The 17,723-nt window shown below is 70.9% G+C and carries 19 protein-coding genes; 6 read left to right on the forward strand and 13 right to left on the reverse strand.

The features are described from left to right. The first annotated feature begins 34 nt into the window (after positions 1-34). Positions 35-442 (forward strand): hypothetical protein, encoded by a 408-nt coding sequence (locus ACOCEP_RS01670; protein WP_482335411.1) that lies wholly within the window; start codon positions 35-37, stop codon positions 440-442. Here the strand turns inward: ACOCEP_RS01670 and ACOCEP_RS01675 are convergent. The 5 genes from ACOCEP_RS01675 to ACOCEP_RS01695 form a co-directional block, all read right to left on the reverse strand. Then, a complete protein-coding gene (locus tag ACOCEP_RS01675) occupies positions 432-929 on the reverse strand; it encodes a GNAT family N-acetyltransferase (protein ID WP_482335412.1) in 498 nt (165 codons plus the stop codon). The genes ACOCEP_RS01670 and ACOCEP_RS01675 overlap by 11 nt on opposite strands. Next, positions 926-2,944: a caspase family protein gene (locus tag ACOCEP_RS01680; RefSeq protein ID WP_482335413.1), complete on the reverse strand. Its 2,019-nt coding sequence runs from the start codon at positions 2,942-2,944 to the stop codon at positions 926-928. The genes ACOCEP_RS01675 and ACOCEP_RS01680 overlap by 4 nt, the downstream gene beginning before the upstream one ends. Further along, on the reverse strand, positions 2,941-3,321 hold the full coding sequence (locus ACOCEP_RS01685) for a hypothetical protein (RefSeq protein ID WP_482335414.1): 381 nt from the start codon (positions 3,319-3,321) through the stop codon (positions 2,941-2,943). The genes ACOCEP_RS01680 and ACOCEP_RS01685 overlap by 4 nt, the downstream gene beginning before the upstream one ends. A gap of 83 nt (positions 3,322-3,404) precedes the next feature. Next, on the reverse strand, positions 3,405-5,558 hold the full coding sequence (gene recG, locus ACOCEP_RS01690; RefSeq protein WP_482335415.1) for an ATP-dependent DNA helicase RecG: 2,154 nt from the start codon (positions 5,556-5,558) through the stop codon (positions 3,405-3,407). Between the two features lie 4 nt (positions 5,559-5,562). Next, on the reverse strand, positions 5,563-7,146 hold the full coding sequence (locus ACOCEP_RS01695) for a DAK2 domain-containing protein (RefSeq protein ID WP_482335416.1): 1,584 nt from the start codon (positions 7,144-7,146) through the stop codon (positions 5,563-5,565). A 133-nt stretch (positions 7,147-7,279) separates the two neighbouring features. Here ACOCEP_RS01695 and rpmB point away from each other — a divergent pair, with 133 nt between their 5' ends. Further along, positions 7,280-7,471: a 50S ribosomal protein L28 gene (gene rpmB, locus ACOCEP_RS01700; protein WP_007031450.1), complete on the forward strand. Its 192-nt coding sequence runs from the start codon at positions 7,280-7,282 to the stop codon at positions 7,469-7,471. 428 nt (positions 7,472-7,899) lie between these two features. On the opposite strand, the gene ACOCEP_RS01705 is transcribed toward rpmB, so the two are convergent. The 3 genes from ACOCEP_RS01705 to ACOCEP_RS01715 are packed head-to-tail and all read right to left on the reverse strand — an operon-like array spanning position 7,900 to position 9,613. Beyond that, complete coding sequence (locus tag ACOCEP_RS01705; protein ID WP_125673366.1) at positions 7,900-8,577, reverse strand: uracil-DNA glycosylase; 678 nt, start codon at positions 8,575-8,577, stop codon at positions 7,900-7,902. A gap of 11 nt (positions 8,578-8,588) precedes the next feature. Further along, positions 8,589-9,134, reverse strand: a complete 546-nt coding sequence (locus ACOCEP_RS01710) for a gamma carbonic anhydrase family protein (protein ID WP_482335417.1) — start codon at positions 9,132-9,134, stop codon at positions 8,589-8,591. Between the two features lie 8 nt (positions 9,135-9,142). Next, complete coding sequence (locus tag ACOCEP_RS01715) at positions 9,143-9,613, reverse strand: GNAT family N-acetyltransferase (RefSeq protein ID WP_482335418.1); 471 nt, start codon at positions 9,611-9,613, stop codon at positions 9,143-9,145. 57 nt (positions 9,614-9,670) lie between these two features. Here ACOCEP_RS01715 and ACOCEP_RS01720 point away from each other — a divergent pair, with 57 nt between their 5' ends. Further along, positions 9,671-10,408: a GNAT family N-acetyltransferase gene (locus ACOCEP_RS01720; RefSeq protein WP_482335419.1), complete on the forward strand. Its 738-nt coding sequence runs from the start codon at positions 9,671-9,673 to the stop codon at positions 10,406-10,408. On the opposite strand, the gene ACOCEP_RS01725 is transcribed toward ACOCEP_RS01720, so the two are convergent. After that, the gene (locus ACOCEP_RS01725) at positions 10,405-11,361 is read right to left on the reverse strand and encodes a thiamine-phosphate kinase (protein ID WP_482335420.1); all 957 of its coding nucleotides are present in this window, start codon (positions 11,359-11,361) and stop codon (positions 10,405-10,407) included. The two genes, ACOCEP_RS01720 and ACOCEP_RS01725, sit on opposite strands and share 4 nt — an antisense overlap. Positions 11,362-11,494: 133 nt before the next feature. Between ACOCEP_RS01725 and ACOCEP_RS01730 the strand changes: the two genes are divergently transcribed. After that, complete coding sequence (locus ACOCEP_RS01730) at positions 11,495-11,728, forward strand: Lrp/AsnC family transcriptional regulator (RefSeq protein WP_007031456.1); 234 nt, start codon at positions 11,495-11,497, stop codon at positions 11,726-11,728. 19 nt (positions 11,729-11,747) lie between these two features. Further along, on the forward strand, positions 11,748-12,290 hold the full coding sequence (locus tag ACOCEP_RS01735) for a DUF3515 domain-containing protein (RefSeq protein WP_482335421.1): 543 nt from the start codon (positions 11,748-11,750) through the stop codon (positions 12,288-12,290). On the opposite strand, the gene ACOCEP_RS01740 is transcribed toward ACOCEP_RS01735, so the two are convergent. Continuing rightward, positions 12,291-13,259: a zinc-binding dehydrogenase gene (locus tag ACOCEP_RS01740; RefSeq protein ID WP_482335422.1), complete on the reverse strand. Its 969-nt coding sequence runs from the start codon at positions 13,257-13,259 to the stop codon at positions 12,291-12,293. It lies immediately after the preceding gene. 33 nt (positions 13,260-13,292) lie between these two features. Then, on the reverse strand, positions 13,293-14,651 hold the full coding sequence (gene pdxR, locus ACOCEP_RS01745) for a MocR-like pyridoxine biosynthesis transcription factor PdxR (RefSeq protein WP_482335423.1): 1,359 nt from the start codon (positions 14,649-14,651) through the stop codon (positions 13,293-13,295). Positions 14,652-14,741: 90 nt separating this feature from the next. Between pdxR and ACOCEP_RS01750 the strand changes: the two genes are divergently transcribed. Then, on the forward strand, positions 14,742-15,395 hold the full coding sequence (locus ACOCEP_RS01750; protein ID WP_482335424.1) for a pyridoxamine 5'-phosphate oxidase family protein: 654 nt from the start codon (positions 14,742-14,744) through the stop codon (positions 15,393-15,395). A 195-nt stretch (positions 15,396-15,590) separates the two neighbouring features. Here ACOCEP_RS01750 and ACOCEP_RS01755 read toward each other — a convergent pair whose 3' ends face one another. Next, positions 15,591-17,027, reverse strand: a complete 1,437-nt coding sequence (locus ACOCEP_RS01755; RefSeq protein ID WP_482335425.1) for a sensor histidine kinase — start codon at positions 17,025-17,027, stop codon at positions 15,591-15,593. Further along, positions 17,024-17,719, reverse strand: coding sequence for a response regulator transcription factor (locus ACOCEP_RS01760; RefSeq protein WP_482339534.1), 696 nt, complete (start codon positions 17,717-17,719; stop codon positions 17,024-17,026). The genes ACOCEP_RS01755 and ACOCEP_RS01760 overlap by 4 nt, the downstream gene beginning before the upstream one ends. Positions 17,720-17,723: the final 4 nt, after the last annotated feature.

The raw sequence follows: 17,723 nt of genomic DNA on the forward strand, positions 1-17,723 counted from the left end.
GACTGGTCCCTCCGCACCACGAGAGGGGAACGTCATGACCGAGGAAGTCCGGAACCGGCCGGTCGAGATGCCAGGAAGGCTCAAGCTCGTCCGCGGTTTCCTTTGGGTGCAAGCGGTCCTCAACGTCCTCGCGAGCGCGCTGGTGACCGCGCTGGCGATCAACGAGCTCGAACACGGCAACGAGGAGGCCGGTCTCGCGCTGGCGCTGGCGATCCTCGGTTTCGTGGTCGCCGCCGTACTGATCGCTTGTGCGACAAGGATTTCCCGCGGTTCGCCGTGGGTGCGGCCGACGGTCGTCACCGTGGAGGGCCTGGTCGTGGTCATGGGGCTGGTCAGCCTGGTGAACGGCGGGGCGATCACCCAGCTGATCGGGATGGGCATCGCCGTCGGCGTCATCGTCGTCCTCAACAAACCCGAGGAAAGCGCCTGGTTCAAGCGCTGACGAGATCGATCCGGTAGCGCACTTCGGACAGCGGGACGTCCTCGCCGGGCATGGTGTCGGTCTTCGTCGCCCCGTCCGGCACCCAGCCTCCGGCCGCGTAGAAACGCTGGGCGCGTTCGTTGGTGTCGAGTACCCAGAGCGTCGCCTCGCGGTGCCCCGATTCCCGCAGCGCGGCGACGGCGGCGTCGAGCAGCAGCCTGCCCAGTCCCGTGCCCCAGCGCGCCGGGTCGAGGTAGATCGCGCGCAGTTCGCCGCGGATCCGGTCGACGGCGGTGAAGCCGAGGAGCGATCCGTCTTCGACCAGGACCAGGACGTCGCCCTGGCCGTCGGGATCGGCGAGCGTCCGCTGCCACCGCGCGGCCCGGGCCTCGACGGAAAGATCGCGGAGGTAGAGCTCCGGCAGCAGACCCTGGTACGCCGACTGCCACGAACGCACGTTCACCTCGGCGATCGGCCAGGCGTCCGCGACGGTCGCGGGGCGGATCATCGCGCTTTCCCTGCCGCGAAACCGGTCGTGATGACGAGCGCGAGCACCATGGCCAGCGCGATCCCCCAGCCCGCGCCGGTCACGCTCGAACTGCTCGGCAGCGCGTAGAAGAGCATGCACACCATGACGATGCCGCCCCCGGCCACGCCGCCGAGGAACGCGATTCCGAACGCCGCCGGCCGCAGAAGCACGCCGAGCGTCGTCCCGGCCAGGAGCAGGACGGAGACCACGAGGTAGACCGCTCCTTCGTCGGACCGGCTCGACGAGTAATCGATCAGCTCGACGGCTTCCGTCACCAGCCCGGCCGCGCAACCGGCCCCGGCCACGAGGGCGGCGACGGCGAGCGCGTTCCGCGGTTTCCCCAGCCCGAGCCGGAAGCTCCGCTCACGCCGCACCGCGATCAGCGCGCAAACGGCTCCCGCGAGCAGACAGCCGTCGGCGATGACGAGAACCGCCGGGCCGGACGGGATCACCGAGAGCAGCGCCAGCCCGCACAGCGCCGCCGGACCCACCATCCGGCGCGTGTTCCGCAGGAGCATCGCGATCCCCGCCGCGGTCGCGAAGGCGACCAGCGGCAAGACCGTCCAGCCGCCGTCCTCGAAGAAGTCCTCCACACTGCTGCCGAGCGAGAACGCGATGACCACGAGGTACATCGCGGCCGCGATCGCGAGCAGCCCCGCGGCGACGGCGAACGGGTCGGCCTGCCGCACCGGCGCCACGGCCGCGACCGGCACGGGTTCAGGGGCCGCTTCGGGTACCGGAACCGGCGCGGTTTCCGCGACGACCTGGCCCTCGACCCGCACCACCGCCTCGCCGGTCGGCCCGGTCACGGTGACCCGCGCCTCGAACGCCCCGAGCTCTTCCCGCTCCAGCACGATCTCGGCCTCGTCGCCGTCTTCGGTCACCCGCAGCCAGGAATGCGAAGACGCGAACCGGCACGCCCGCGCGATCGGCGGTCCTTCCAGCCGGACGCGCGCCGCCGGGCGTGCTCCCCGGACGACCTCACCGAACCGGACCACCCCGGATCCGGCCCGCACCCGTGCTTCCCGCCGCGCCACGTCGGCGGCCTCGGCGATGTGCCGGATGTCGGTCTGCGCCATCGCCGTGAGGACCTCGTGCGCGCCGATGGCGACGGAAAGGTTCTCGCTCGTCAACCGCCGCTGGAGTTCCGTCACCGCGCCGAGCCGGGTGAACATGTTGGGATCCTCGCTCGCCGCGCGCAGATCCGCCGGGACCGGCGACGGTTTGATCCGGCGGCGCCTGCTCCTGGCCAGATACAGCTCGCCCTGCATCTCGATGTCGCGGCTGGGGGTCTGGTTCGGGTTCCGCTCCCGGACGCTGTCGAACAGGTAGTCGTACAGCTCGCCGAGCGCGATCCAGCCGTCCTCGTCGCGGTCCGCGTCGCCGGTGCGAAGGCCGTCGACCAGCGCCGAGGTGAACACCGACGGGCGGGCGTGGTCGTCGGCGAGCTGGTCACCCTCGAAGGCGTACTCGATGGAGTTCGACGCGGTGATCACCGCGCGGCCGCGGCCGCCGAAACCGCCCGCCGGGAACGCGTCGAGCACGTTGGCTTCACCGGTGGCGCGCACGGCGACACCCTGGCTGAAAGCTCCGCCGTAGCAGCAATCCAGCAGGAGGACGATGCTCCGCGACCGGCTCATCCGCAGGCAGCGCTGGACGAAATCGGCGGGGACGGCGGTCGACGCGAGCCGTTCCGGCCGGGTGTTGCGCGCGGCGAAGAACAGCTCACCCGACTCGCTTTTCAAGCCGTGACAGGAGAAATGCACCAGCAGGACGTCGTCCGGCGCGCTGTCGGCGAACAGGTCCTCGACCCGGCCCGCGATCACGTGGGCGGTCTCGTCCCGCACCACCTGGACGTCGAATTCGCTGATGGCGCGGTCGCCGAGGACTTCGGCGAGCGCTTCCGCGTCGGCGGCCGGGAACCGCAGCGCGCTCAGCCCGGGGTTGTCGTACTCCCCGTTGGCGATGATCAAGGCACGCCGCGCTCCGGTCATGACGGCGAATGCCTGCTCACGAAGAGATCGACCAGCTTGTCCTGATCGGTGAGCGTCGCTTCGGACAGCTCCAGCACGTCACCGTCGATCTCCAGCCGCACCGTGCGCTTCACCCGTCCGCCGCGGGAAAGCCATTCCCGCACGGCCGCCACCACCGAGCGCAGGCCGTCGGCGGATTTCCCCAGCGTGACCAGCAGGCCGCCCGCGGTCGCCACGTCGAAGCCCCGCGAGCCGGGCGGCGCCTCACCGGCGGGCAACGCCTTGACGTCGGCGACGCCCCGCTCGATCAGTTCCCCTCGGAGATACCCGGCGAGCCGCTCGACCCGTTCCGCGTCGGCCCCGTCCTCACCGAGCTGGACCCGCACCGCTGCTGACATCCCGGCCTCCCTCGCCCGTACGGAACGAGGAAAGCCCCTGTGCCCGCCCGGCGGCAAGGTCCGATCGGGCAGAGCTGTTCACGTCAGCTTTTTTCCAGGTACTCCACGCGATCTTCGTCGACGACGTCGGCGATCATGTGCGCCAGCCCCAAATAATTACCCAAGGCCGGGTCCTTTTCGACGATTTCCAACGCACGGGCCCGCGCCTCGGCGATGACGTCCTCGTCGCGCAGCAGCGACAGCAGCTTCAGGGTGGATTTCTTCCCCGACTGCGCGGCGCCGAGGATGTCGCCCTCGCGGCGCAGTTCCAGGTCCATTCTGGACAGTTCGAAACCGTCCGTCGTGGACTCGACGGCGGCCAGCCGCTCGCGGGTGGTGGTCCCGTCCAGGGTCTCGGTGACCAGCAGGCAGAGCCCCGGCACGCTGCCCCGGCCGACCCGCCCGCGCAGCTGGTGCAGCTGGCTGATGCCGAACCGGTCGGCGTCCATGATCACCATCGCGGTCGCGTTCGGCACGTTCACCCCGACCTCGATCACGGTGGTGGCGACGAGCACGTCCAGGTCTCCCCTGGAGAACGCCTGCATCACGGCGTCCTTGTCATCCGGAGGCATCCGGCCGTGCAGGACCCCGATCTTGAGGCCCTTCAACGGTCCTTCGGCCAGCTCGGGCGCCACGTCCAGGACCGCGAGCGCGGGCCGCTTGTCGCCCTTGTCCGACGCCGGTTCGTCGCCGATGCGCGGGCAGACGATGTACGCCTGGTGGCCCTTGCCGCATTCCTCGCGGACCCGCTGCCACGCCCGGTCCAGCCAGGCGGGCCGCTCCGCGACCGGAACCACCGACGTCTTGATCGGCGACCGGCCGACCGGCATCTCGCGCAGCGCGGAGATCTCCAGATCGCCGTAGACGGTCATCGCGACCGTGCGCGGGATGGGTGTCGCCGTCATGACGAGCACGTGCGGGCTGGTCTCGTCGGCGCCACGGGAGCGCAAGGCGTCCCGCTGCTCCACCCCGAAGCGGTGCTGCTCGTCGACCACGACCAGGCCGAGATCCGCGAACGACACGGTGTCCTGGATGAGCGCGTGCGTGCCGACGACGATCCCGGCCTCACCGCTGACCGTCTCCAGCAACGCCTTCTTGCGTTCCTTGGCGCCCATCGAACCGGTCAGCAGGGTCACGCGCGTCGCGTTCTCGGCGCCGCCGAGCTCGCCCGCCTGCCCGAGATCGCCGAGCATCTCGCGCAGCGAGCGGGCGTGCTGCGCGGCGAGGACCTCCGTCGGCGCGAGCATCGCCGCCTGCCGCCCGGAATCGACGACCTGCAGCATGGCGCGCAACGCGACCACGGTCTTGCCGGAACCGACCTCACCCTGCAGCAGCCGGTTCATCGGATGCTCGGTGGACAGATCCCCGGCGATCTCCTCGCCGATCTCCTGCTGGCCCGCCGTGAGCGCGAACGGGAGCCGTTTGTCGAAGGCGTCGAGGATGCCGTCGTCCTTGTGCGGGCAGGCCTTCGCGGGCCGCGAGACCAGGGAATGCCTGCGCTGCGCGAAAATCAGCTGCACGGCCATGGCTTCATCCCATTTGAGCCGGTCCCGCGCGGAGTTCAGCGCCTGCCAGCTCGACGGCCGGTGGATCCCGCGCAGCGCGCTTTCCAGGCTGGGCAGGCCGTAGCGCGCGAGCAGCTCGATCGGCATCGGATCCTCGTCGACCTCCAGCACGTCCAGCACCTGCCGCACGGCCTTGGCGATCACCCAGGTCGGGATCCCCTGCGCCGCCGGGTACACCGGGATGATCTCGGCGAGGAAGTCGTCCATCGCCTCGGCCTGGCGTTCGGCGTCGAACAGTTCGTACTCGGGGTTCGCCAGCTGCAGGACGTCGCGGAAGGCGGTGACCTTGCCCGCGAAAAGCCCGTTCTTGCCGGGGACGAGCTCCTTTTCGCGCCAGGCCTGGTTGAAGAAGGTGCACTGCAGGCGGCGTTTGCCGTCGGTGATCACCATTTCGAGCAAGGTGCCGCTGCGCGCCTTCATCCGGCGCTTGGTGACGCGCTCGATGCGCGCCATCACGGTGGCGTGCTCGCCGAGTTCGAGCCCGGCGATGTCGGTGAGCTGCCCGCGCTCGGCGTAGCGGCGGGGGTAGTGGCGCAGGAGGTCGCTGACCGTCTCGATCTTGAGGCCCTTGGCGAGTGCCTTCGCCGTCGCCGCGCCCACGACCAGCTTGAGGTCCGCGCGCAGGTTGGTCATGCGGTCACTCCACCCCCATCAGCAGCACGGCGCCGGTCTGGCCGCCCGCGTAACTCGTCACTTCGACCTCGGGATGCTCCAGGCGCAGCTGATCGGCCAGCTCACCGGGGAGCCGGACCGGCGCGTCCTGCCCGGTCAGCACGGTGACCAGCTCGCCGCCGAGGGCCAGCATCCGGTTCAGCACGCCGACCGCCGCCGCGACCAGGCTCGTCTCCGAGGCGGGCGCGGGCTCGATCAGCACGACCTCACCGTCGACGAGGCCGACGACGTCACCGGCCTGCGCCCGGCCCACCCAGGTTAGCGACTCCTCCTGCGCGATCCTCAGTTCGCCACGCCTGGTGGCGGCGGCCGCCTCGGCCATCGCGACGACGTCGTCGTTGGTGCGGCGGTCCTGGTCGTGGACGGCCAGCGCGGCGAGCACCTGGACGGGTGACACGCACGGGATGACGACGACGTCGCGGTCCGCGGCCATCGCGTGCCCCGCGGCCGCGTCGGCCGCCGCGGTCAGCTCCTGACCGCCGGGAAGGACGGTGACGTGATGCCCGGCGGCCTCGTTGATCAGGCCCAGCATCTCCTCGACCGTCGGCTGGACCCCGTGCGGGACCGAAAGCACCGCGACCCCCTCCGCGCGGAGGAGTTCGGCCAGCGGCCCGCCGTGGACCACGGCGACCACCGAACGGTCGATACCGCCGCCGACCTCGACCGGGGTGGGCGTGATCAACGGTTCGACCCGGACCCGGCGGGGGCGGCCGAGCTCGATGCCGGCCTCCAGCGCCGCGCCGATGTCCGCGCAGTGGACGTGGACGGCGTACGCGCCGGCGCCGTCACCGGCGACCGTGACGCTGTCGCCGAGGCCGCTGAGGGTCTTGCGAAGCCCGGGGAGGCTGGTTTCGTCGACGCCGTCGAGCAGGTACATGACCTCCCACGCGGTCGGTGCCTCGATCGTGTGATGGTGATGCGCTTCGAGCGGGTGCTCCGGTTCGGTGAGACCGCCGGAGATCACGCCGTACAGGGCGTCGAGGACCGCGACGAGGCCGCGGGCACCCGCGTCGACCACGCCGGCCACCGCCAGGACGGGCAGCTGCTTCGGGGTCTCTTCGAGTGCTTCGGCGGCGACGCGCGCGGCTTCGGCGGCGACCTCTTCGAGTGAGCCCGTCGCGTCCCGGACCGCCGCGGCGACGGTGTGGAGGACGGTCAGGATGGTCCCGGCCACCGGACGGCTCACCGCGCCCGTGGCGGCCCTGTCCGCACAGCCGAGCGCCTCCGCGAGCCCGGGCCCGTCGAGCTCCCTCGCGGCCGCCGACTCGGCGATCCCGCGCACGACCTGCGACATGATCACACCCGAGTTGCCCTTGGCCGCCGCGACCGCGCCCTTGGCGAACGCCGCCAGCGCCTCGGCGGTCGTCGCGGGCTCGGCCTCCGCCAGCGCGTCGCGGGCCGCGGTCATGGTGAACAGCAGGTTGGAACCGGTGTCGGAGTCGGCGACCGGGTAGACGTTGATGCCGTCGATCGCCGGCCGCAGCACCGCCAAGCTGTGCGCACAGGCCACCGACCAGGCCGACACCGCCGCCACGTCCAGCACCCGCACCCCGTAACCTCCTAGCTGTTCCAGCGAGGGTATCGACCCGGTGCCGGAGGGCTCTGAGCCACTGGTTACTATGGTCGAGTTGCCCAGCATGCTGGGCGCGTCATTCTTTGTCCCAGATCCAGAGGAGTTCGACGTGGCTGCCGTGTGCGACGTCTGTGGCAAGGGACCGGGCTTTGGCAAGTCGGTCTCGCACTCCCACCGGCGTACCAACCGCCGGTGGAACCCGAACATCCAGACCGTTCACGCCAAGATCGGTCTGTCCCAGCGCAAGCGCCTGAACGCCTGCACCTCGTGCATCAAGGCGGGCAAGGTCGTTCGCGGCTGAGCCAGGTTTTTGGGGAATGGCGGGTGCTCTCCGGAGCGCCCGCCATTTTTTATGGGCGGGTTCGGTGGCGGCTTCTGTTCGGGCATTTCCCACGCGACTCAGTAGCACCACCAGTCACAGCGGAGGCGCGTAAAGGCCCCCTTCCCTCGGCTGAGCCGAAGAAACTCGGCCTTCACACCTTCCCGAGTACATGAAGGACCCCATCCTTGCGCCCAGGTACAGGAAGGGGTCCTTCATGTACTCCGAAGCGCCCACCCCAGCCCAGGAAGTAGTGAAGGCCTCCTTGAGGGACCCAGAGTCCCTCAAGGAGGCCTTCACAGACTTCGGCGAAACCTCAGGAGTCACACCGGTCACTGCTGCCACCGAAGCGCGTGAAGGCCCCCTTCCCTCGGCTGAGCCGAGGGAAGGGGGCCTTCACGCGCGAAAGGTCAGGGAAGCTTCCAGTCCACGGGGCCGGCGCCCTGCTGCTCCAGCAGCTGGTTCGCCCGGCTGAAGGGCCGCGACCCGAAGAAGCCGGCGTGCGCCGAAAGCGGGCTCGGGTGCGCCGACTCGATGCACGGCACCTGCCCCAGCATCGGCTTCAGGTTCCGCGCGTTGCGCCCCCACAGGATCGCCACCATCGGCTCGTCCCGCGCCGCGAGGGCCTTGATGGCCTGCTCGGTGACCGCTTCCCAGCCCTTGCCCTGGTGCGAGTTCGACTTCCCGGGCTGCACCGTCAACGACCTGTTGAGCAGCAGGACCCCTTGGTCGGCCCACGGCGTCAGGTCGCCGTTCGACGGCAGCGGGTGCCCGAGGTCTTCGCAGTACTCCTTGTAGATGTTGATCAGGCTCTTCGGGATCGGCCGGACGTCCGGCGCCACCGAGAAGCTCAGCCCGACCGCGTGCCCGGGCGTCGGGTACGGGTCCTGCCCGACGATCAGCACCCGCACGTCGTGGAACGGCTGCTGGAACGCCCGCAGCACGTGTTCACCCGCCGGGAGGTAGGTCCGGCCGGCGGCGATCTCCGCGCGGAGGAACTCCCCCATCGCGGCGACCTGCGGCGCCACCGGTTCGAGGGCCTGCGCCCAGCCTGCTTCGACGATGTCCTGCAGCGGTCGTGCGGTCACGGCGTGCGAGCTTACTCACGTGGGTCGAGCCGCCGGAGTTCGACCCGACGGAGTTCTCTACGAAAAAGGGCCGCACGCTCGACATACCCGTCGACGACCAGCTTGATCTTGTCCGGCCCGAACGACGTGTTCGGCCGTGTCTTCGCGGGCACGCCGAGCGCGATATGTCCACTGTCCACATAGGACCCGTAGGAGAGAACCGCGCCCGCGCCGACCATCCCGCCGTCCTCGACGACGGTTCCGTTCAGCACCACCGATCCCGACGCGATCAGGCAGCCCTCGCCGATCCGCGCGCCTTCGATGTGCACCGAATGCCCGACGGCGGAGGACTTCCCGATGATCGTCGGCTCCCTGCGGGTGCAGTGCAGGACGCAGCCGTCCTGGACGTTGGACCGCTCGCCGATCTCGATGTACCCATGGTCGCCGCGCAGCACGGTCTGCGGCCAAACCGACGCGAAAGCGGCGATACGGACGTCGCCGATCACCGTCGCGTCGGGGTGGACGTAGGCGTCCGGGTGGATCGAAGGTTCGAGGTCGCCCAGCGCGTAGATCGGCATGCGTTCTCCTAGACCAGCGGCTTGCTGTAACAGATGCTTTCCGGCTCGTCCTTGTAGTACCCGAAGCCCGGCATCTCCCGGTAACCCGCCGATTCGTACAGCGCGATGGCCTCCGGCTGCTTGTCCCCGGTCTCCAGCACCATGCGCAGCCGTCCGGCCTCGGCGGCCGTCCGTTCCAGATCGGCGAGGATCGCCCTCGCCACTCCGCGGCCTCGCGCCGAAGCCATCACGAACACACGTTTCATCTCGGCGTCGCCCGGCAACAGGGGGTCCGGCCCGTCGTGCGCCCGCCAGGCGCCACACGCGACCGGGACGTCGTCGAGGTAGGCGGCCACGAACAGCCCCCTCGGCGGGGCGAACTGCGCCGCGTCCATCGGTGTCTCGTCTTCGCTGCCGTACCGGGCGGCCAGCTCGAGCTGCGCTTCGGCCAGCAGCTTCACCGCGTCGGGGTGGTCGTAGGCCAGCACACGAAGGTCCATGGGCGCGAGATTAGCGATCCGCCGTACGGCGACGGAAGCGAGCGCTACGTTCTGCTCATGACGAGCGAAACCGGCCTCGCCGAAACGCCACTGCGTCAGGCACGCAACTCCGCCGCGTTCTGGGCCGCGACCGGCCGGTCCCGCGGCCACGAGGTGATCCGCCGTCGCGGCTTCCTCGCCGTCGCCGGGGACGAGCGCGCGGGGCTGCGCGTGCTGATCCAGGAGCCCGGCCTGACCACGGACGAGCTGGCGGAGATCACCGAGCTCGCCGCACGGGCGACGGGGCCGGTGGAGGCCGAGGATCCCTTCAGCGTCACCGATCTGAACCATCTCGGGGACATGCGCAGCTGGCGGATGCCCGTCATGCTGCGCCCGCCCTCCCCGGTCGCCGAACCCGCGATGGAAGTGGTCCGGGTACGCGAGGAAGCCGGCCTCCGGGCGGCCGAACGCGTGGTGATCGAAGCGTTCGAACTCGCGCGCTTCCGGCCCGGCGAGATGTTCCCCAGGGCCGTCCTCGACCAGCCGGGCGTCGAGGTGTTCATCGCGCGGCTCGACGGCGAGGTCGCCGGGGCGTGCGTCACCGTCGTCGACGACGGCTTCGGCAGCCACTACTGGGTCGGCACGCCGGACGCCTTCCGCTCGCGCGGCGTGGGACGAGCCGTGATGCTCGGCTCCCTCGCCCCGCTGGCGGGGCTGCCGGTCACCCTCACCGCGTCCCGGCTGGGCAGGCCGCTGTACGAATCGCTCGGCTTCACCGCCGCCGCGGAATCGACCTGGTGGGCCCCACGCTCCTAACGCCAGTGCTGCCAGCCGCTGTCGTGCCCGTACCGCTTCCCGTCCACCGTCACCCCGGAATCCGGCATGGTGACGACGCCGATCTCGGTCCAGCCTTCCGGCAGGTCGGCGAAGGCGGGGAAGGTGGCCGCGAACGCGTGGTCCTCGCCGCCGGTGAGCACCCATTTCAGCGGGTCGGCGCCGAGCGCGGTGCCGACCTCGGTCAGCCTGCTCGACACGTCGAGGTCCGCCGTCCGCACGTCGATCCCGACGCCGGAGGCCTCGGCGATGTGGCCGAGGTCGGACAGGAGCCCGTCGGACACGTCGATCATCGACGTCGCGCCGCCGTCGGCCGCGCGGATCCCCGCCTCGTAGTCCGGCTCGGGGCAGCGCTGCGCGTTGACCACGCTGACCGGTGAGCGGAATCCCCGCCCGAGCACGGCGAGCCCGGCGGCCGCCCAGCCGAGCCGCCCGCAGACCGCGACGACGTCGCCGGGGCGCGCGCCGGACCGGGTCACCGGTTCCCGGCCGCCGAGGTCGCCGAGGGCGGTGACACTGATCACGATCTGGCCGGCGCGCACCATGTCGCCGCCGACGATCCCGATCCCCGCGCGGTCGGCTTCGAGCCACATGCCCTGGGTGAGTTCGGTGACGAGTGACGTCGGCGTGTCCGAGGGGCACGCGAATCCCATGAGGACGGACGTCGGGCGCGCGCCCATGGCGGCGATGTCGGTGAGGTTCACCGCGACCGCCTTGCGCCCCACCTGCTCGGCGCTGGACCAGTCGAGCCGGAAATGGACGCCTTGGACGAGGACGTCGGTGGAGGCCACCGTCCGGCCGTCCGGGGTGGCCACGACGGCCGCGTCGTCCCCCGGTCCGAGCAGTGTCGTCTCCGGCTGTTTCCGGCCGGCGGTCACCGCCTCGATCAACCGGAATTCACCGGTCCCGGCGACCGTGCCGTCGTTCGGTGACACCCGTCACCTCCACTTTCCCTTGTCCGGACAAATAGCGATCACCGATAGTCGGAAGCCCTAGGTTTTTCCCGGGGCTGGCGATACGTTGCTACAACGTTCCTACCTTGAGCCGACTTTTACGAAGGGGCGCGCCGTGGTCCACGCATACATCCTCATCCAGACCGAGGTCGGCAAAGCGGCCGCGGTCGCCGCGGAGATCTCCACCATCCCCGGTGTCACCAGTTCGGAGGATGTCACCGGCCCCTACGACGTCATCGTCAAGGCCGCGGCCGACACCGTCGACCAGCTCGGCCAGCTCGTGGTCGCCAAGGTGCAGAACGTGGAGGGCATCACGCGGACGCTGACCTGCCCGGTGGTGCATCTCTGAGGGGTGGTGTAGTTGTCCGGTGGCTGACACGGACACCGGCGCACCGCCGAAACCCCTGCTGATCGCGGCCGCCTGCCTGGCGGTCCTGCTCGTCGCGGGCGTGGCCGTCTTCGGGCTGACCCGCGGCGCGGAATCCGGCGCCCCGGCCGCCGACGGTCCGCTCCCGCTCGTCCCGGTCCCGGCACCGCAGTCGGGGTCACCCGACTGCGCGAAACTCATCGGCGCGCTCCCGCACGAGCTCACGTCGTCCGGGACCACGCTGGTCCGGCGGAAGCTGGCCGATCCCGCCCCCGAGGCGACGATCGGCTGGGGCACCGGCGACCCGGTGGTCCTGCGCTGCGGTCTCGGCAAGCCGCCGGAGCTCACCCGGACCTCGCAGCTGCGGACGATCAACGGCGTCCAGTGGCTGCAGGTCGAAGGTGAGGGCACCGCGACGTGGTTCGTGGTGGACCGCCCCGTCTACACGGCGCTCACCGTGCCGGACACCGCGGGGACCGGGCCGCTGCAGACCGTTTCCGAGGTCGTCGCCGCCACTCTCCCCGCGGTGCCGCTGCGCTTCTGATCAAGGCAGCAGAAGACTCTTCCCGGTGTAGCGCCGCGCCTCGATGTCCGAGTGCGCGGCGGCCGCCTCGGCCAGCGGGTACGTCCGCCCGATGACCGGCGTCAGCGTCCCGTCGGCCGCCTGCCGCAGCACTTCGCGCACACGGCGCGGGTTGTCGGGCCAGAACCCGACCAGCTGCGCCATGTCCACAACGGACAGCCGGGCACGGTCGGCGTCGCCGATCACGGTCTCGGCGCCGCTGGACATGCCGTAGCCGGAGAAGCGGCCGCCGTTCCGCAGCAACGCGAGCGAGGCGGCGCCGAGTTCCCCGCCGACGCCGTCGAAGACCACGTCCAGCCGATGGCCGCCGGTGCGGGCGAGGACGTCGCCGGTCCAGTCCGCCGCCGAGTAGTCGACCGGCTCGGCCCCCAGTTTCCGCGCGATCGCCGCCTTTTCGTCGCCGCGGACCGCCGCGAAGACGGTCGCGCCCGCCGCACGGGCGAGCTGCACCAGCACACTGCCGAGCCCTCCGACGCCCGGCGCCACCAGGATCCGCTCCCCGGCCGAGACCGGGGTCTTCTCCAGCAACGCCAGCGCGGTACTGCCGTCGTCGAACAGGGCCACCGCGTGCCGGGGATCCAGCCCGTCGGGGATCACGAAGGTGTCGTCCGGCAGCGCGACGACCGTGTCCGCGTATCCCCCGCCGTACCCACCGGGCGCGTGGGTGAGGACCTGCTCGCCCAGCCAGGTCGCGCCGACTCCGGCGCCCACCGCGTCGACGGTGCCCGCCACCGCCCCGCCCGGCACGTACGGCGGCTCGACCGCGAACACGTCGGGTCCGTCACCTCGGCGGATGAGGGCGTCGAGCCAGCCGACCCCGGCCGCCGTCACCGAGACGCGGAGCTCGCCTTCCGCCGGTTCGGGGGTGGGCACTTCGACCTGCTTCAGGACGCCGGGATCGCCGAACCGGGAAACTCTGATCTCACGCATGATCGCAAGCTATGACCTCCAGTTCGCTGGAGGTCAAGCGAGCACGGGGATCAGCGGTTTGAGCGCGGAATGCAGTGCTTCGCGCGAACAGCCCGCGTAGCCGATGAGGTTCCCGAACACCGTCGGCGTCCCGGCGAAATGCCGGGCCAGCCCGTCGAGCCGGATCCCGGCGCGTTCCGCCGCCGCCATCCGCGCCGCCTCGTCGGCCGCCGAGCCGCACGGGACGACCAGATGCGCGCCCGCGTCGTCGCCGAGCACCGCGATCCCCGCCGACGTCAGCGCGGCCGACACGAGGGACCGGCGCTCCGACAGTTCACGCCGGAGTTTCCGCAGGTGACGGCCCAGATCGCCGTGCCGCGCCAGTTCGGCGAGCACCCGCTGCCCGGCGGGCGAAGGGCGTGTCCCGGTCGCTTCGCGGTACTCCAGCACCGCGGCCGCGACCTGGGACGGCGCGACCATCCAGCCCGCGCCCAGCGCGGGCGTGAGGATCTTGCTCGTGGTCCCGAGATGCGCGACCACGTCGGGCGCGAGCGCGGCCAGCAGCGGCAGTGGCGCGACGTCGAACCGCAGCTCACCGTCGTAGTCGTCCTCGATCACCAGGATGCCGTTGGCGCGCGCGAGTTCGACCAGGTCGACGCGGCGGGACGCGCTCATCCGGCTGCCGAGCGGGTACTGGTGCGCGGGCGAGCAGTACACCGCGCGGACGTCCGCGGGGACGGCGTCCGGGCGCAGGCCCTCCTCGTCGACCGGGACGGGCACGACCTCCATCCCCGCCCGCCGGAACGCCTGCACCGCGCGCTGGTAACCCGGCTCCTCGATCGCGACCCGGTCACCGCGTGAGAGCAACGCGCCCGCGAGTTCGATCACCGCGGCCGTCGTCCCGCCGGTCGCGAGCACCGTCCCGGCGGCGAGGCCTCGGTGCCGCAGCAGATGCTCGGACACGGCGTCCCGGTACGCGGGCAGCCCGGCCCTGTCCTCGCGATAGGTCGGGCGCGGGTCGGCGGCGGCCCGCCACGCGCGGCGCCAGGCGGCCTTTTCGATGCCATCGGCCCACGGGACGCCCGGCGTGAGGTCGACCAGCGTGGGCGGCTTGGCGGGGACGCCCGGCGCGGGCCCTTTGGAAGGCCGGTCCGCGGGTGGCGTGGTGGTGACGTACGTGCCGGAGCCATGACGGCCGGCGATCCAGCCCTCGGCGTGAAGCTGCTCGTACGCCGCCGACGTCACCGTGCGGCTGACGCCGAGACGGCTCGCGAGCGCCCTGGTCGAGGGCAGCCTGTCGCCGCCGCGCAGATGCCCGTCGCCCGCGGCCGCGCGCAACGCGTCGGCCAGCTGAACCGCGAGCGGGACGAGCGAATCGCGGTCGAGACTGACCGGCAGAGCGGTGTCGGACATGGTGTTCTCCGCGCTTACGGGAAGTGGCCTTCTCAAGTATAGGAGAATTGGACATTATTACAGGCCACTCTCGTGGGTGAGACTGCTGGCATGTCGACCCCGCTCTCTCCCACCGACCGGACCACCCTCGGCCGCAAGAAGAACCGCGCCCTCACCGACCGCTCGGCGTTGTACTCGGTGCTCGACGAAGGCCTGGTCTGCCACCTCGGTGTCGTGCGCGACGGCGTCCCGCTGGTCATCCCGACCGGCTACGGACGCGACGGCGACACGCTCTACCTGCACGGATCGACCGGCGCGAGGAGTATGCGCGACTCCGACGGCGTCGAGGTGTGCGTCACGGTGACCTTGCTCGACGGCATCGTCTACGCGCGCTCGGTCAACAACCACTCGATGAACTACCGCAGCGCGGTGATCCTGGGCAGGGCGGCCGCGGTCACCGATCGCGAGCGCAAGATGCACGGGCTCCACGTGCTGACCGACCACCTCGCGCCCGGTTCGTGGGAACACGCGCGGGACGTCAACGCGAAGGAGTTCGCGTCCGTTTCGGTGCTGGAGCTGGACCTCACCGAGGCTTCGGTGAAGATGCGCGGCGAGGGGCCCGACGACCCCGAGGACGAGGTCGCGGCCGATCTCTCGTGGGCGGGGGTGCTTCCGGTGCGGACCGTCTTCGGCGAACCGGAGCCGTCGGCGGATCTCGTCGGTGAGTGGACGGTGCCGGACCACGTGAAGCGACGGGTCGGGTAGCCGGTCGCCCTGAAGTACATGAAGGCCCCCTTCCTTGCGCTAGACGCAGTGAAGGGGGCCTTCATGTACTTGGCAAGGTGTGAAGGTCGAGTTTCCTCGGCTGAGCCGAGTGAAGGGGGCCTTCACGCGCAGCCGCTGTGCCTGCTGGTGCACGTGGGACGCATGTGGCGAACACCCCAGTCCATCCCTTTTCACTCACGAGCGGTGGCGCGGCAGCCGCACGGTGAACGTCGTCGCCCCCGGCACGCTCTCGACCTCGATCGTCCCGCCGTGCGCCGAAACCAGCGACAGCACCACCGAAAGCCCCAGCCCGGTCCCACCGTTGCCGCGAGTGCGTGCGGTGTCGACCCGGTAGAACCGGTCGAAGATCCGCTCCCGCGCCTCCGGCGGGATCCCGGGCCCGGCGTCGCTCACCCGCAGGACGACCTCGGAACCGGAGACCCCGGCGGACAACGTCACCGGCGTCCCGGGCGGCGTGTGCACCGCGGCGTTGGCGAGCAGGTTGTCCAGCACCTGCCGCAGGCGCACCGGATCCGCTTGCAGGACAACACCTTCCGGTAGCGCGCCGACACTCAGCGGATGGTCCGGACGGCCGGCCGCGAAGGCCTCCCCCGCGTCGGTGATCAGTTCGGCGACATCGACGTCGACCAGCCGCAGCGGCGCCTCGGTCTCCGGCGCGTCGAGGCGCGCCAGAAGCAGGAGATCGTCCACGAGCACGCTCATCCGCTGCGTCTCTTCCCGGATCTTCGACAGGTGCGCCTCGCGTTCGGCGGGTTCGTTCGCCGCCGCGTAGCGGAAAAGCTCGGCGTAGCCCCGGATCGACGTCAGCGGCGTGCGCAGTTCGTGGGAGGCGTCGGCGATGAACCGGCGGAGCCGCTCGTTCGCCTCCCGGCGCGCGACCAGCGAGGAATCCAGATGCGCCAGCATCACGTTGAACGCCGTCCGCAGTTCCTCGACTTCGGCACCGCCGCCGCTCGCCTGCGCGCGCACCGGGAGATCGGCGTTCGCGGTGAGGTCGTGCGAAGCGATGTCGTGCGCCGTCCCGGCCATGTCGCTCAGCGGCCGCAACCCGCGTCGCAGCACCAGCCGCCCCGCGATCACCAGCACCGCCAGCGCCAGCAGGAAGGCGACGACCTCGACCATGATCAGCTGGCTGACCGTCCGGTCCAGATCGGCCTGCGGCGCGGCGCTGACCAGCACGATGTTCCGCGCCGGTTCGATCGGGCAGGCCCGGACCCGGTAGGTGCCCTTGTCCTCGATGTAGACGGTGCGCAGGACTTCGGTCCGCGTCGCGTCCTCGGCGACCTTCGCCAGTTCCTTCGTGTCCGGCGGCAGGGAACCGCCCGCCTGCGGCAGCGCGTCGCCGTTCTGTACCGCGAAGACGGCGGAGAACCAGCCGTAGGCCTGCTGCGGTTTCCCGCCGTGGGTGGTGCGCAGCGACGGCACCTGGCTGATCTGGGTCTTGGCGAGCTGCTCGTCGAGCCGGTCGTTCAGATAACCCTTCATGATGCCGACCATCACGGTCCCGACGACGGCGAACACGACCAGCGCCAGCGCGCCGAGCCCGAGCGCCAGCCGGGTGCCGAGCCTCGATCGGCGCCAGGCGTCGAACCACCGGCGCAATAGCTTCATCTCGCCGCCTGCCGGACGACGTAGCCGACCCCGCGCACGGTGTGGATCAGCGGTTCGTCGCCGCCGTCGAGTTTGCGGCGCAGATGCGAGATGACGAGTTCGACGACGTTGGACCGGCCGCCGAAGTCGTATTCCCAGACGTGGTCGAGGATCTGCGCCTTGGTCAGCACCGACGGCGAACGCCGCATGAGGTAGCGCAGCAGTTCGTACTCGGTCGGTGTCAGCTCGGCGGGCACGCCGGCGCGCGCGACCTCGCGGGTGTCCTCGTTCAAGGTCAGGTCACCGACCCGCAGCACCGCCGCCTTGGCCTGGTTGGTGCTCCGCCGCAGGACGGCGCGCAGCCGGGCCATCAGTTCCTCGACGGAGAACGGTTTCACGAGGTAGTCGTCGCCACCACGGGTGAGCCCGGCGACCCGGTCCGCGGTCGCGTCCTTCGCGGTCAGGAAGACCACGGGCACCGCCGTCCCGGACTCGCGGAGCTTGTCCAGCACGGTGAACCCGTCGATCCCCGGCAGCATCAGGTCGAGCACGACGATGTCCGGCCCGAATTCGGCGGCGCGTTCGAGCGCGGCCTCACCCGATCCGGCGGTGACGGCCTGCCAGCCCTCGTAACGGGCGACGGTGGCCACCAGGTCGGCGATATGCGGCTCGTCGTCCACCACCAGCAGGCGGACGGGGTTCTCGGTGTTCACCACG

Source organism: Amycolatopsis sp. CA-211722 (assembly GCF_056828465.1).

What these genes read in the sequence shown, in the direction of transcription:
- ACOCEP_RS01670 (WP_482335411.1), top strand. Translation starts at nt 35, where the DNA reads ATGACCGAGGAAGTCCGGAACCGGCCGGTCGAGATGCCAGGAAGGCTC.
- ACOCEP_RS01675 (WP_482335412.1), bottom strand. Translation starts at nt 929, where the DNA reads ATGATCCGCCCCGCGACCGTCGCGGACGCCTGGCCGATCGCCGAGGTG.
- ACOCEP_RS01680 (WP_482335413.1), bottom strand. Translation starts at nt 2,944, where the DNA reads ATGACCGGAGCGCGGCGTGCCTTGATCATCGCCAACGGGGAGTACGAC.
- ACOCEP_RS01685 (WP_482335414.1), bottom strand. Translation starts at nt 3,321, where the DNA reads ATGTCAGCAGCGGTGCGGGTCCAGCTCGGTGAGGACGGGGCCGACGCG.
- recG (WP_482335415.1), bottom strand. Translation starts at nt 5,558, where the DNA reads ATGACCAACCTGCGCGCGGACCTCAAGCTGGTCGTGGGCGCGGCGACG.
- ACOCEP_RS01710 (WP_482335417.1), bottom strand. Translation starts at nt 9,134, where the DNA reads ATGCCGATCTACGCGCTGGGCGACCTCGAACCTTCGATCCACCCGGAC.
- ACOCEP_RS01715 (WP_482335418.1), bottom strand. Translation starts at nt 9,613, where the DNA reads ATGGACCTTCGTGTGCTGGCCTACGACCACCCCGACGCGGTGAAGCTG.
- ACOCEP_RS01720 (WP_482335419.1), top strand. Translation starts at nt 9,671, where the DNA reads ATGACGAGCGAAACCGGCCTCGCCGAAACGCCACTGCGTCAGGCACGC.
- ACOCEP_RS01740 (WP_482335422.1), bottom strand. Translation starts at nt 13,259, where the DNA reads ATGCGTGAGATCAGAGTTTCCCGGTTCGGCGATCCCGGCGTCCTGAAG.
- pdxR (WP_482335423.1), bottom strand. Translation starts at nt 14,651, where the DNA reads ATGTCCGACACCGCTCTGCCGGTCAGTCTCGACCGCGATTCGCTCGTC.
- ACOCEP_RS01750 (WP_482335424.1), top strand. Translation starts at nt 14,742, where the DNA reads ATGTCGACCCCGCTCTCTCCCACCGACCGGACCACCCTCGGCCGCAAG.
- ACOCEP_RS01755 (WP_482335425.1), bottom strand. Translation starts at nt 17,027, where the DNA reads ATGAAGCTATTGCGCCGGTGGTTCGACGCCTGGCGCCGATCGAGGCTC.